This is a genomic window from Shewanella sp. YLB-07 (assembly GCF_009377275.1).
Window position 1 is genome coordinate 316,628 of sequence record NZ_VOQB01000005.1, and the last position, 14,713, is coordinate 331,340.

A 14,713-nucleotide genomic window follows, 5' to 3' on the forward strand; every position below is an offset into this window, starting at 1 on the left:
AACAAGCCCCTCTTAAAATTATAAGTACACTTATATCATGAATTAGAAAATACTTAACTAGGTCTCGATTTTTATCTCATACGTCCTTGTATTGGAAAAGTAGCTAAAAGCTCCATTGCTTGCAAATTACAATACTCAAGAGATTGATTTATTTCATCTAAGCTAATATCCAGATCATCCAAAACAAGCTGGTTGATTAACGCCTCCTTGGTATATACCCCAGGTTCGGCATTAATTACCGCTAAACGCGAAGCCATATAAAGCAATTTGCTATTGGCAGCGAGTGGGGCAAGCTCTACGCGATTGAACTCTGCAATGGGCTGTATGATGGTGTCCGGTAAGTTCCACAGCTTTAACAACTCGGTGGTGCAATCGGCGAAGGTAAAACCAAATAACTCTCTCTGACGAAGCCAAGGTGTTTCATCGCTATCATAGCCCTCACAATATCTGACTCTATCTGGCTCACTGTGGACAATGGCTAACATCCCCAAATTATGAAATAGCCCGGACAAAAAGATGCTGTCAGTATTGAGGATTTGCTTATTTTTTGAAAAGTACTGGCAAATCAAGGCGCAATCTACGCTTATCTCCCAAAATTTATCCATATCTGCGACTTTAGGATCAATGCTAGAAAATGCCGCGGTAACACCATAAGCATTCACCAGCTTTTTTACCTCCCCTATACCAAGTAAGACTAATGCTTTAGAAAGGTTGTCTATCTTTCTTGGCATACTGAACATAGCACTATTGGCTATTTTTAAAATCGATGCGGCAATAGCTGGCTCATAGGCAATGGCACCTGCCAACTCCTCCATGCTACAACTATCACTCGATAACATTCGGTTCAATGTCATATAAACATCAGATAGCACACATAATTCTTGCGCTTGCTTGGCGTAATCAAGAGGTGACTTTGACATTAGATTCAACTGGTACGGATAGGGTAGTACTAATAATAGTTAACGAGTTGATTTGTTCAATGCCAGTAACATAATTGGCACCATTAAATTTATCTTTAATTGTCACTTGTCGCTTCCTACATATAAGGCCTTACATACGCTTACCCTAAACACGTTTCAAATACCCGATAATCGCTTATCAACACACGGATTATCACAGCACTTAGAAATAATTTATGAAACTGTGAAAACCATAACTCTTTAATTTAAAACAAAGGAAGCTAGCAATGATAAAGGTTAAATACCCCCTTATTGCATCGACAATAATTGCTACTAGTATGCTAAGTGCTTGTGGAGGTTCAAGTTCGAAAACAGAGGCTAATAATGGAAATGGTGTTACCGAGGCCGTTAACACTTATAAGTCGATTGAATGTAAGGACATGCTATCGGCTAGCCAGTTAACACTCTTAACGACTGGCTCTAGCTGCGGCTATCTTAGCGTACCGGAAAAGCATGCAATATATGGTCAACCTGCGTCAGAAAAAAAGATTGAAATAGCCGTGATAAAACTGGCCTCAATCTCATCAGATAAAAAAGCCGATCCGATTGTTTATTTGCAAGGAGGTCCTGGGGGGAATGCCAGCGCGAGTATTGGTCAGGTGATTGAAAGTAACACCTTCATCAAAGACAGAGATGTTTACTTAGTAGACCAGCGCGGTACCGGCTATTCAAAACCCGCATTATTTTGTACTGAGTACAATGGTGAAGCTGGTACGCCTGCGCAAGTACAAGCGTGTAAAGCGAGGCTTGAAAAGTCAGGCGTGGATTTAAATGCTTACCATAGCGTGCATAATGCTTTGGACTTTATTCAGTTAAGAGAAGCCTTACAAATACCAGAGTGGAATGTGTATGGCATCTCTTATGGAACTCGCCTTGCAACAACCATAATGCGAGAAAATAGCGAAGGCATTCGCAGTGTTATTTTAGATGGTATGTTCCCGATAGAAGTGAACGGCATGTCTGACACACCGTGGGCAACCTATGAATCCTTGAATCAGATAGTCAAAAATTGTGCTAACACTGATACTTGCCCTGCTGATGATTTTAAAGACGCTATCGAAGACATTATTGCCCGTATGCATAATGAGGGCATGGTGGCTGAGAGCCGAGTATTCATCCAGAACTTACTCGAACTGGCCACAGAGCCGGTAATCATTAACTATCTAATGGCTGTTAATGAAGATATCAGTAAATATTCATCAGCTTTTGAAAGATTAATAACCGAACAAGATAATGAACAAGCTGACAATGAAGAAGCTGCCAATGATGAAACTTTCGGTGCAGAAGATATGCTTTATAACGCCATGGGGTTATCGACTGTTTGTGCTGAGGAATATCCATTTCTTAATATCACAGCTTTGACCGGTGCTAATAGTCAGGGCTGGTCAGCGAGCACACAACTAGCGGTAAATGGCATGTTCCATATGGGCTTCGATAAAGCGTCTTGCCAAGTGTGGAATGTTACCCCAGCGAATGATATCGAAACTAAGGCGATTACTAGCAACCTGCCAGTATTAATACTCAATGGCCAAAATGATACACAAACACCAGCAGCCTGGGGCGCCCTGGTCGCTAAGAATATGCCCAATGCACAGAACATGACTAACCCCCAAGGTGGCCACGGCCAGTTGTTTGCTGGTTTTAGCTGTTTTGATACCCTAGCAGATGAGTTTTTAGCTAAGCCAAATCAGGCTGTTGATGCCAGCTGTGTCTCAGCCATCCCCGAAGTAAGCTATGAAGGAGGTGATGAGGAAGAGTCGGCTAACTTTAGTTTTAAAAACAATGATACCAGTTCAGATACCGTTTATATGAATGGCGTTATCGGCTCAGATACCTTAGATGTGATGCAGACATTGTTAAACAAGTACCCGCAAATCAAAACAATAGTGATGCAAAATGTCCCTGGTTCTATGGATGATGACACCAACTTATTGGCTTCAATGGAGATTAGAAATCGTGGTATAGCCACACATATACCCGCTGATGGCATGGTGGCATCGGGCGGTACCGATATGTTTTTAGCAGGTGTAAAACGCACTATCGAACCGGGCGCTAAGCTTGGCGTACATTCTTGGGGGGATGACAGTGGCAAAGAAGCATTGGATTACCCTCGCGATAATCAAGCACATACTCTGTATCTGGATTACTATAAAGCGATAGGGATAAATACAGAGTTTTACTGGTATACCTTAGAAGCTGCAACAGCCAAAAATATACACTGGATGACAGCGCAAGAAATTGCTCTGTATGGAGTACTAACAGAGTAATCATTAAGGCTCATTTATTCATAGCTATACAAACATAATGTATAAATGAGCCTTGCTATTTAACAAGAAAACAGACAGAGACACAATATTAAACCAAGCCATATCCCCCCATGATATTTCATCAATTCCCGCACTTATTAATGACGCAAAGGCATCCTCAAAAACAATCCTTTAGATTTAAATGAATCTCACTCTACCCCACTTGTTTCCGTGGATAATTAACCGAACAATTAAAAGATAACTAATAAGATGTTTAGCCGGACAATTAATTCAATGATGACGATCAATTCTATTAATTCGCTATTCCTAATAAAATGAGATCTTGATACTTATCACATTCACCCTAAATAATATCACTTATCATTACGCCACTTTAATCATTATTTAAAACAAGATCGATTAAAGATAAATACGTATTTATGTACTATATAAAAGGATAAATGTAGATATGAGTGGCAATATTATAAAGATTTCAAGAAACACGGGAGATGCACCAGAAAGTTCTGTGTCCACACAAACTGTAGCTTTTTCTCATTACAATAATATTTCAGCTCAATTACCTCTAGCCCCTAAAACGGGTAAAATCGTAGCTGGCGGTGTAAAAGAGCAGACAAAGCAGTGCTTAGAAAATATTAAAGCAATTGTAGAAAGTACCGACCATGTTATGGACGATGTTGTTAAAATCACTATATTCCTTAAGAATATCTCAGATATTAACGCTGTAGACGAAGTTTATACAACATTCTTCCAAAGCTATGTTCCTACACGGACAACTGTCGCAGTTGCGGCTTTACCTATGGATGATGCTTTGGTACAAATTGAAGCGATTATTTCAAACGGTGAAGGGACAGCGCCACAAGATCCTTGCGATCTCATAAAAGTTGCAAGAAACACGAAAAATGCACCAGAAAGTTCTGTATCTACACAAACTGTAGCTTTTTCTCATTACAATAATATTTCAGGTCAATTACCTATCGATCCAAAAACAGGTGAAATGGTAGCTGGAGGTGTAAAAGAGCAGACTGAACAGTGCTTAAACAACATTAAAGCAATTTTAGAAAGTATCGACCACGTTATGGACGATGTAGTTAAAACAACTATATTCCTTAAAAACATCTCGGATATTGAAGTTATAAACGAAGTTTGTGCAAAATTTTTCCCAGGCTATGTTCCTGCTAGGACAGCTGTTAACGTTTCAGCTTTACCTATGGATGCTTTGGTGCAAATTGATACAGTCGTGTCACACGGAGATGGTACACCCCCACAACTTCCTGAAGACACCCGACTACTCGTCATAGAAGCAAGCAATACTGAAAATGCACCAAAAGTTCCATACTCACACACCGTAGCTTTTTCTCACTACAATCATATTTCAGGTCAGTTACCTTTGGACCCAAAAACGAGTGAAATGGTAGCTGGTGGTGTAAAAGAGCAGGCTGGACAATGCCTAAAAAATATCAAGGCAATTGTGGAAAGTGTCGATCACGTTATGGACGATGTAGTCAAAATAAATATCCAACTTAAAAGTATCGCAGATATTGATGCTGTAAACGAAGTTTACACCACCTTCTTCAAAAGCGATCTTCCTGCAAGAACAACAGTTGGCGTTTCAGCTATCCCTATGGATGCTTTGGTACAAATTGATGCCGTTGTTTCTAACTGTGAAGGTACACCTCCACAAGCATAACAGGCATTCAATTGCAGCTGAGCAGTTCTTCAATTGCTATAAGCTGAATTCAGCCTATAAAGATTGGGCAGCTTTTTATTATTTGATAGTTTAAATAACGATCAAATGATAAAAATCTGACCCTTTTTTGCCCTTCAGTTTAAAAATAGCTAGCACGTTGATTCCCCCTCTTACCGACCAAGAATTTAAGACCTATGACGTCTTCAAAGGTCCCGAATTCATGATCTAAGTGCACCATATCAAACCATCTAAATACTTCTGCAGATGCTTGGTCACACATAAACATTAACAGAAACTTCAGGATGACAGTCACTTCAATGAGTTAGCAATAATGGTGCACTTGCATGTTGAACGCGGGGAGCTATCAGTTCGTCTTAACGATAGAACACTTCAACCTTGCCTTTTATCGTCATCAAAAGTGGTTGGCCGCGACGGTCCAACGCTTTGTGCGACGGGACTTTTACCCAAGCTTCACTGATGCAATATTCCTCGACATCAAAACGCTCTTTGCCGTTGAGTATAATACCTATCTCGTGCTCAAAAATTGCTGCCACATGATGTGGGCTGCGGGGATTGCCGGAAAGGCGATCTGGTAAGGCTGGTTGCGATGTAGTGTCGTTCATGGTCTGGCCTAAATGGTAGTGAATAAAGCGTACGCCATTGTAGGCAATACAGGCTTTATGCTCAAGAGCCGCAGTAATAAATGTTAGTGACGCCCCCCTCTTCTCTAGACAATAGCTAGATATTTTATAACCACCCAATGTTAAATCCCCCAGCTCGAATCACTGAAATTCCAGCCCTGACCTTACTAATTCAACATGATTTACACCTCATGAGCTCTTGGCATCTAGTTAATGCCTCTAGATGTCTAACTATCGGCTCAAATGTCGAGGAAGAGAATTAAGACACTCATGTTTATTCTCAAACGCTTTAGTCTGAGCCGTTTAACTAAGTCGAGTTGGTGAGAGGTTGATTTATCACTGTTCTCAATAGAGAATAGCACTTAGTTAGACTGGTTTATTCAGTAGCATAGAATTGGAGTTCTTATTAGATGATGACAAAATGGGCAACACGTTTTCTACAGATGGCAGAGCTCGTTGCATCTTGGAGTAAAGATCCCTCCACTCAAGTTGGGGCGGTGATCACCGAAGATAACCGTATTGTCTCTTTAGGGTTCAACGGCTACCCTCACGGGATCTCCGATAGTGCCGAAACCGATAACCGTGAGATGAAGCTCCTAAAGACCCTACACGCAGAAGAGAATGCCATTCTCTATGCTAAGCGTGATCTCAGCGGCTGCGAGATCTGGGTTACCCATTTCCCCTGCCCTAACTGCGCCGCAAAGATAATCCAAACGGGTTTAAGTACAGTGCATAGTCCACAACCAAGCAAAGACTTCCTGTCTCGCTGGGGAGAGAAGATTAAAATAAGCCAAGATATGCTCGACCAAGCCGGCGTTAAAGTCGATTGGATGCAGGTAGAGCCATAAAAAGCCCTCAGCGTCTTAAAAAGCTCCGTTTAAACCACGGAGCGCTTCGCCAAGGAACTGTTAACCAAGCCATCTATTGTTAAATTCTCCAACTCCGAAGTGCTAAAATTCCAGCCCCAACCTCACTAACTCAGCATGATTTACACCTCATGATCTCCTTGTATGTAGTGAATGCCTCTGGATGCCTAAATATCGGCTCAAACATCGAGAGACAAGCAGCAAGCCTCTGTTATTCTTAAATCCGAATTTTTGCCTCAAATAATTCTCTGGCATGATCAAATGAGGGCCGTGAGGGAATGTCTCCCCAATTAGGATTACTAGTGAAGTGATAGCCATTATCTTTAATGCACCGAATAAAATCTGAAAACTCTTTCCTATTCTGGATAACGGATACTTCTTTGAATTCTATCTTATTCTTACCAGAATTAAATTCGAGTGGTTTAGGAAGGTAAAATGTCGCCGGGAAGTTGTCTCGTATATCCGACACTGGACTGCCAGCATCATCGCTATGATGAAACATCTCCAGATGCTCACCACGATTGAGCTGTATATTGAGTTCATCGATAAGATCTCTCCCCCTTAGAGATACATTCCCCATCACCTTGTCTTCCCTTGCAAAAAACTGCTCTTCGGTATCTGATTTAGATTGCTCTAGACGTATCTGTCTCTCTGCTTTATCGATAAATCCTTTCACTATTGAGGTATCACCACTGTGTGAGCTTGGCTTTGAATTAGGCCCTACTTCACTCTTAGTGTCTCCTTGTAATAGTGGTTTCCCGAATACTACGGCGGTATTGGGACGGGCGTCTAAACCTGACTGGCCATGCTCTTCAATGATGGGGCTGGTTAAAAAAAGATCGTAATCAGCTGTCAGAGGCTTTTGAGATATAGAGTGGGATAATACTTGAATCGGCTTATCCTTGTACTCTTCATATATCGTGTACAATCCATCTTTCCCTTGTTTGGCGTCAAATCGATACTCCTTCCCACTCGGCCCCTTAGAAGTGATGATTATACTCTCCTGGTCGACATTTTTTTCTATCAAGCCAAGATCAAAAGTCAGTTCATCGATTCTTTCTTTACTAATCCTCAAGTCCGACACCAAATAGTCCATGCCCTTCCCTTTCTGGACGTCGGCATTAAGCTTGCTGATATCTTCCTGTGAACGGTTCTCTCTCTTGCTTAGCTGCTGGTTTTCACATATGAAGCCTGCTTGTGGGCCCCAATTGGCACTCTTGCCTTTTACCAGAAAGCCTTTTGTGGGGTGAGACTCATCTATTAATTGGCGAACCATAGCTTCAACGGGTCTTATGCCAAAGATAATGTTCTTGTCCGTGGCGACTGATTGCATTTTTATAGCGTGATCAACAGGTATTCCTACGTTGTTATTTTTAAACAGCGTTTCTATATCTGTTTTAGATAATGGTTCGGGTGTGGTTGATTTTGGCTTGATCTCTTTGTCTGAGGTATTGCTTATCAAGATTTGTGGGGATGAATTGACTGAATGATTATTTATCATATCTACTCCTTGGTATTAATGCTGAGGCTGGTAGGTGAGTGCTAGCAAGGCGTCAGGGGATCTCTGCTCAATCTGTAGGGGGTGTCGGTTCCAGGATGACAATATACTTATTTATTAACAAAAAGTTGGAGTGTATTTAATTGCATAGGATGACTTCCTTTAATTAACTTGCACTCATGATATTTTTTTATACTTTAGCTGTGCTTTAATTTTCGTTTTAAATTTGTAATTTTTAGTCTTAAATCGATTTTTTCACAAACTGCCCATAAGCTTCTGGTGTGTAGTGAATGCCTCTGGATGCCTAAATATCGGTTCAAACGTCGAAAAACAAGCAGCAAAAATACCGAACTTTAGTTCGGTTAAGTATTTGAAGTAAAAATAGGTCTGTAACTAGGCGATATCAAGCCATCGATGACAGTTAGCGCCCCCTTGCCTGCGCTTTCGGTCTAAGCTAAGTGTTCACAGTAGGCATCTAACTCTTGAAGGGTTCCCATTTCATTTCTGTGATTATCTACAACTTATCGATTGGACAGGAAGAGCTATTAGGCCAGACAAAAAAGGGGCCATAGACTCAAGCCGTCCGAAATTACTTGATGAACTTGGTATCTCACCCGATGCTTGGATAACCTCTGCAAAAGAGTTTCGTCGACAATACAGTGGTATTAGCGGCCGCTGGGATGCTATGTGTGAATTCAAAAAGCAGCATCACTGCGGAAAATGGTGCAAAGGTAAAGCTTGTAGTAATGCACTTCCCCCCTCACCTTAGGCTTACGCATACCTAAACACCGCCGCTGCCTTCAACAATTCCCGTAGGAAGGTGAATATGGCATCCATAATAAATGGGTCAACTTCTCTACGACAAAGCCAACAACCCATGCTCTACCCCAATAGCATTAGCTACTGCTGTCAATCTGTCCTTTATCGCCTGTTCAATACCAACGCCGCCCTGAGCCAAATCATCAACCGCAATAAAAGCAATAGTCGTCAGGCAGCTGCTTTCATAATGATAAGCATAACCCGATTCTACCACCCAGCTCTCTACACTCACTTCTGTGATTTGTTGTATTTTTTCTTCCAATGACCTGACTAAGGTAAAATCAAAAGAGAGGATAAGATCTTCATTACCATACCAATCCGCTTTTAGCGCCTGAAAATTGATCCACATCTCCAGCTTGGTCAACAGCGGCTTAAGCGAATTCGAAAATTGGCCATCGGCCACTATCGTAATGGGAAGTCCTTGCTGCAACTCTTCTATTGTTTGTTCTTTTTCTGTTGGCATAGGTAATGGCTCATTGAGCACTCTAGTGCTAATAGTAGTGATAACTCAGATGGTAACTCTGCTGATAACTTTAGATTTTGCTATCTAACGATCCCAGATGCAACCACAACAAAGACCAGTGAAGTCAGAGTAAACTCATTCATCGCAGCTGTCAGCCAAAAGGACCGGACAGCCATATATTATGTACCCATAGCACTAGCATACGCGATAATCCAAAAATGCATTACTCCTCTAACAGATCTGTGACAGCATCGGCCAGCCACATTAGCGCTGGACCCCGAGCCTTTTGTTTTGCCATCACGCGATCAATCGGTACTCGCCATGGCTTATGGTCAAAGCTTAAGTTCATTAGCACCATGTCACCCTGACGCTCATATTGCTTCGCCATATGGTTGGGAATATAGCCCCAGCCTAGCCCCTCTTTTACCATATGATTAACGGCATTGAAGCTATTGCCCCACCAGATATGTGAAGATATGCTCGGAAAATGCGGTAGGGGCTGATCTTCTAGACCACGGATCAAAAGTTGACGATGTGGGATTAAATCTGCGGCAGTGACGATATCGACACTGGCCAGAGGATGCATTGGGCTCACAACACCATTGAACGGCAAACTCCCTACATAGCACAGATCCACCTCTTGCGGAAAACCACTATTAGCAAACATCAGTCCTAAGTCCGCTCGTCCACTATGCACCAAGGCTAATACATCCGGCGTTGCAACGGCATAAAGCTCTAAGATGGTTGCAGGGAACTGTGATGCAAAGGTATTTAGCATACTCGTTAGCATGGGAAATAATGCGTCGTCCACCGCTATTTTTATCTGTGTTTCATGGGATAAGTTAAATGCGCCAGCAACAGAGTCAAGCTCGCGGGTTTGTTGCAAGATAGCTTGCGCAAACGGCAACAGTCTTTCACCTTGTGGGGTTAATGAAGGTTTGCGTGTAGTACGATCAAACAAGGTGGTGTCGAGATCGATTTCAAGATTGGCAATTCCCTGACTGACTGCCGACTGCACCTTTCCTAACTGACGAGCACATGCCGAAAATGAGCCAGATTGTGCCGCTTCAACGAACATTCTCAGCTGTTCTAGATTATACATATCACTTTTCCTGATAGTAACTAACTATCTTCTTGCTTATTTAATGATGATTATAGCAACCAAGAACGACTGAACAACACAGAAGAGATCTATCATGAAAACAAAAGAACGTATTATTCACAGCGTACTATTTGAAGCTATTGCCTTAGTATTCGTCATCACCGCCGCCACACTATTTACCGACGCAGGGGCAAAATCGGCGACAGGTTTGGCTGTCGGCCTGTCTTTAATTGCCATGTGCTGGAATTATATTTATAACCTAGGTTTTGACCGTCTCTATGGAACTAACCGCATTGAACGTTCCATTAAAATGCGTTTAGGCCATGGGCTTGGTTTTGAGTTGGGCATGATTTTTGCGACATTACCCTTGATGATGTGGATACTGCAGCTAGATTTCTGGACAGTATTTATCATGGACATCGGCGTGGTCATTTTCTTCTTGATCTACGCGATTGTCTACAACTGGTGTTATGACGTGATCCGTGCACGCCTGTTTAGTCACAAAGCAGAGAACGACAGGGTTAATGAGAGCTCAGCCCCATCAATAAATTAGCTAACGGCGATAAAACCTGCTTTTAAACCTCAAGTGTAGACTCTGCTATGACCTTCGAAAACAAGGATGTTTCGCAGAAAAAACATGGCCAACTTTGTTCCATACAAAATTTGGCATTTCCTCCCTCCTTGGAGGTCAGATGTACTCGCGCGTGTCATAGAAGTGTCTGCACATCGCCCACCGCAGGTGTTAGGTAGCAAGAAGGCTTAACTTACTAATTTATTACCCAGTAACAAAAAAACCTAAAGCTGGTCAATAACGTTCCATACATGATTCGACATTCCCTCCGTCCGTGGAGATCAGATTCCGGCCAACAAGCATGCCGGAAAGACTGTAATATCTAGCCGGAATGACGAATTAAAAACACAAATTCCACTCCATCGCTTTCCCTGCGACCGGGGATAAATAGTCCCATGTACAAATCCCCTCATTCACCATCCATGGCGACCGCGGATAAGTACTTCCATGTACAAAAAAGCGAACCACAAAGGGTTCGCTTTAATCACTTCGCGGCTGAAGCCGCTCCTACATCAAATGAAGCCAACGACTCCAGAATTACGTCGCTGGCGAAACTCTTAGTAACAGAAGTATTATCAAGCCCAAGCAGCCAAATGACGTAACTGCCGACGATAAGACAAGGAAGCCGATGGTTTTCGCCGCGGAGTTGACTGGTGTCAATGAGCAGCGAAAACCGGAGGCTGAAGCCGTATTATCTAGGCCAAGTAGTCATTTATTCATAGTCAGCGATTGGTACACAAGCACAGAAAAGATTTCTGTCACCAAACACGTCATCGATACGGTTAACCGTAGGCCAGAACTTGTTTAACTTAACTGCTGCTGTCGGGAACACGGCCACTTCACGGCTATATGGACGTGAGTCAAACTCAGGGTCCATGATATCAGCCAATGTATGCGGTGCATTGCTCAGCGGGTTGTTGTCTACAGGCCACTCGCCAGACTCAACTCGAGCTGCTTCGCCGCGAATAGAGATCATAGCTTCGATGAATCTATCCAGCTCAACCTTAGACTCAGATTCAGTCGGCTCAATCATAAGCGTGCCCGCAACCGGGAAGCTCATGGTTGGCGCGTGGAAACCGTAATCGTTAAGGCGCTTGGCGATATCCATCTCAGTGACGCCAGACGCCTCTTTAAGCGGACGTAAATCGATGATGCATTCGTGAGCTACGCGGTCGTTACGACCAGTGTAAAGCACTGGATAATGCTCAGACAGCTTCTTCATCATGTAGTTAGCGTTAAGCAGTGCCATCTGAGTCGATTGTCTCAGGCCTTGCTTACCGAGTAACTTGATGTACATCCAAGTGATAGGCAGAATTCCTGCGCTACCGTATGGCGCCGCTGATACTGCGCCGTTGTTATCAGACTCGAGACCGTGCTTAACCACAGCATGACCAGACAAGAATGGCGCCAGATGTTTCTTAACACCGATAGGGCCCATACCCGGTCCGCCGCCGCCGTGTGGAATAGCGAAGGTCTTGTGCAGGTTAAGGTGAGATACATCGGCACCGATTGAACCTGGCGATGTTAGACCCACTTGAGCGTTCATGTTGGCGCCATCGAGGTAAACCTGACCGCCGTATTGATGAATCACTTCACAGATCTCGCCAATCGTCTCTTCGTACACGCCGTGAGTCGATGGGTAGGTAACCATGATACAAGACAGGTTATCGGCAACTTCAGCCGCTTTCGCCTTGAGGTCTTCCATGTCTATGTTGCCGTCTTTATCACAGGCGGTAACCACTATTTTCATGCCAGCAAGCTGAGCAGAAGCCGGGTTAGTACCGTGTGCAGATTGAGGAATTAGACAGATATTTCTGTGTGCATCGCCGCGAGACTCGTGGTATTGCTTAATCGCAAGCAGACCGGCGTACTCGCCCTGTGCACCTGAGTTAGGCTGTAGTGATACCGTGTCGTAGCCTGTGATGTCCACTAACCAGTCAGAAAGCTCGTTTACAAGCTGTGCGTAACCTTGCGCCTGATCTTGTGGGCAGAATGGGTGCATGTTACCGAACTCAGGCCAAGTGATAGGCATCATCTCGGTGGCTGCGTTAAGCTTCATGGTACATGAGCCCAATGAGATCATTGAGTGGTTAAGGGCTAGATCCTTGTTCTCGAGACGCTTGATGTAACGCATCATCTCGGTTTCGCTGTGATAGCGATTGAATGTCGGGTGAGTCAGAATCGCATCTTCACGGATAAGCGCTGCCGGTACCGATGTGCTGCCATTGGCAAGGATGTCGCTATCGAGCGCGGCAACGTCCAGACCATGACCTTCGCCAAGTAGGATGTCGAACAGCTGAGCCACGTCTTCACGAGTGGTGGTCTCGGCTAAGCTGACACCTAAGAGGCCGTCACTATCTATGCGTAGGTTAACGCCTTGGGCTTCAGAGCGCGTCTTGATAGCCGCGGCGTCTAAGCCTTTAATCGATAATGTATCGAACCAGGTATTGTTAACCAGAGTTACGCCCTTGGCAGTAAGGCCTGTGGCAAGAATATCGGTCAGACGATGAATACGCTCGGCGATAGTCTTAAGACCTTGTGGGCCGTGGAATACTGCGTAGAAAGACGCCATGTTCGCTAGCAATACCTGAGCGGTACAGATGTTTGAGTTAGCTTTTTCGCGGCGGATATGTTGCTCACGAGTCTGCATCGCCATACGTAGGGCGCGGTTACCGCGAGTATCTTGTGATACACCGATAATACGGCCTGGCAGTGAACGCTTGTATGCGTCACGAGTGACGAAGAAGGCAGCGTGTGGACCACCGAATCCCATAGGGACACCGAAACGCTGTGAGTTACCCAATACCACGTCGGCGCCCATAGAGCCCGGCGATTTAAGCATAACCAGAGACATGATGTCGGCGGCAACAGCAACCACGGCCTTCTTAGCGTGTAGTGCTTCGAATAGCTCGGTGAAATCTGTGATTTGACCATAACGGTTGGTGTACTGGAACAAGGCACCGAAGATGTCGTGGTTAGCGGCATCAGCTGCCGGGCCCACTATAATGTCGAAACCGAAACACTCGGCGCGAGTCTTGATCACATCCAGCGTCTGGGGGAACACGTCATCGGCAACGAAGAAGATGTTGGCTTTCTTGGCTTTCGATACACGCTTAGCCAGTGCCATGGCTTCGGCCGCTGCAGTCGCTTCATCCAGTAGTGATGAAGACGCTAAGTCCAGACCGGTAAGGTCCATAGACAGCTGCTGGAAGTTAAGGATAGCTTCTAAACGACCCTGAGCGATCTCTGGCTGGTATGGCGTGTAGGCCGTGTACCAACCTGGATTTTCGAGCACGTTACGCTGGATAACACTAGGAACTTGAGTACCGTAGTATCCCATGCCTATGTAGCTCTTATAGACCTTGTTCTTATCTGCAATAGCGCGGATATAGGCCATGCCTTCGGCTTCGCTGACGTGATCGCCAACGGCTAAGTCACGATTAAGACGAATCGACTCAGGCACTATCTGCGCGGTGAGATCTTCTAAAGATTCTGCACCGACAAAATTCAGCATCTCTTGCTGCTGTGCGCTATCCGGGCCGATATGACGGCTGAGGAAGAGATCGTGCTGCTCAAGCTTAGTAAGCGTTTCAGTGGTCATGATAACCTGATTCCATATTTGCCAGTATCCGCCTGTAGGGGGGCTAAGGTACCGGTCTAATTGTATTGTTTAATAATAGAGTGGTTTTTAATAGCTAAAGAACTTCAAGCTTTGGCTTGCTTACAGCTTCAGGCTCTTGCTGTTTTGCCAAAGAGTCACGAAAGTCACTTAGCTATAAATTAATCTCGGTAATAGGTGAAAACCGATATAACGAACAAAGCCTCATTTTTTAAGAAATG

10 protein-coding genes and 2 pseudogenes are annotated in these 14,713 nt (G+C 43.9%); 5 read left to right on the top strand and 7 right to left on the bottom strand.

All coding sequences use genetic code 11. From position 1 onward, the window contains the following. Positions 1-71: 71 nt before the first annotated feature. The gene (locus tag FS373_RS13380; RefSeq protein WP_144047936.1) at positions 72-920 is read right to left on the bottom strand and encodes an HDOD domain-containing protein; all 849 of its coding nucleotides are present in this window, start codon (positions 918-920) and stop codon (positions 72-74) included. Positions 921-1,186: 266 nt separating this feature from the next. On the opposite strand from FS373_RS13380, the gene FS373_RS13385 reads away from it, so the two are divergent. Together FS373_RS13385 and FS373_RS13390 are read left to right on the top strand one after the other, a co-directional pair. Then, positions 1,187-3,226 (top strand): alpha/beta fold hydrolase, encoded by a 2,040-nt coding sequence (locus tag FS373_RS13385; RefSeq protein WP_152829620.1) that lies wholly within the window; start codon positions 1,187-1,189, stop codon positions 3,224-3,226. A gap of 448 nt (positions 3,227-3,674) precedes the next feature. After that, on the top strand, positions 3,675-4,913 hold the full coding sequence (locus tag FS373_RS13390; RefSeq protein ID WP_144047938.1) for a RidA family protein: 1,239 nt from the start codon (positions 3,675-3,677) through the stop codon (positions 4,911-4,913). 374 nt (positions 4,914-5,287) lie between these two features. Here FS373_RS13390 and FS373_RS13395 read toward each other — a convergent pair whose 3' ends face one another. Then, entirely contained in the window at positions 5,288-5,536 is a 249-nt protein-coding gene (locus tag FS373_RS13395) for a DUF3297 family protein (RefSeq protein WP_144049098.1), read from the bottom strand. Between the two features lie 428 nt (positions 5,537-5,964). On the opposite strand from FS373_RS13395, the gene FS373_RS13400 reads away from it, so the two are divergent. Continuing rightward, entirely contained in the window at positions 5,965-6,402 is a 438-nt protein-coding gene (locus FS373_RS13400; protein ID WP_144047939.1) for a dCMP deaminase family protein, read from the top strand. A 235-nt stretch (positions 6,403-6,637) separates the two neighbouring features. Here FS373_RS13400 and FS373_RS13405 read toward each other — a convergent pair whose 3' ends face one another. Beyond that, positions 6,638-7,921: an anthrax toxin-like adenylyl cyclase domain-containing protein gene (locus tag FS373_RS13405; RefSeq protein ID WP_144047940.1), complete on the bottom strand. Its 1,284-nt coding sequence runs from the start codon at positions 7,919-7,921 to the stop codon at positions 6,638-6,640. Between the two features lie 390 nt (positions 7,922-8,311). After that, positions 8,312-8,415 (bottom strand): annotated as a pseudogene (locus FS373_RS31985) (transposase); the annotation flags it as partial. Here FS373_RS31985 and FS373_RS31990 point away from each other — a divergent pair. Beyond that, positions 8,406-8,687, top strand: a pseudogene (locus FS373_RS31990) (alpha-amylase family glycosyl hydrolase); the annotation flags it as partial. The pseudogenes FS373_RS31985 and FS373_RS31990 sit on opposite strands and share 10 nt — an antisense overlap. Before the next feature lie 87 nt (positions 8,688-8,774). Here the strand turns inward: FS373_RS31990 and FS373_RS13420 are convergent. Together FS373_RS13420 and FS373_RS13425 are read right to left on the bottom strand one after the other, a co-directional pair. Beyond that, complete coding sequence (locus FS373_RS13420; RefSeq protein ID WP_152829621.1) at positions 8,775-9,200, bottom strand: hypothetical protein; 426 nt, start codon at positions 9,198-9,200, stop codon at positions 8,775-8,777. A 223-nt stretch (positions 9,201-9,423) separates the two neighbouring features. Continuing rightward, positions 9,424-10,302, bottom strand: coding sequence for a LysR family transcriptional regulator (locus tag FS373_RS13425; protein WP_144047942.1), 879 nt, complete (start codon positions 10,300-10,302; stop codon positions 9,424-9,426). A gap of 94 nt (positions 10,303-10,396) precedes the next feature. On the opposite strand from FS373_RS13425, the gene FS373_RS13430 reads away from it, so the two are divergent. Further along, positions 10,397-10,855, top strand: a complete 459-nt coding sequence (locus tag FS373_RS13430) for a PACE efflux transporter (protein ID WP_144047943.1) — start codon at positions 10,397-10,399, stop codon at positions 10,853-10,855. Between the two features lie 730 nt (positions 10,856-11,585). Here FS373_RS13430 and gcvP read toward each other — a convergent pair. Continuing rightward, the gene (gene gcvP, locus FS373_RS13435) at positions 11,586-14,474 is read right to left on the bottom strand and encodes an aminomethyl-transferring glycine dehydrogenase (protein WP_152829622.1); all 2,889 of its coding nucleotides are present in this window, start codon (positions 14,472-14,474) and stop codon (positions 11,586-11,588) included. Positions 14,475-14,713: the final 239 nt, after the last annotated feature.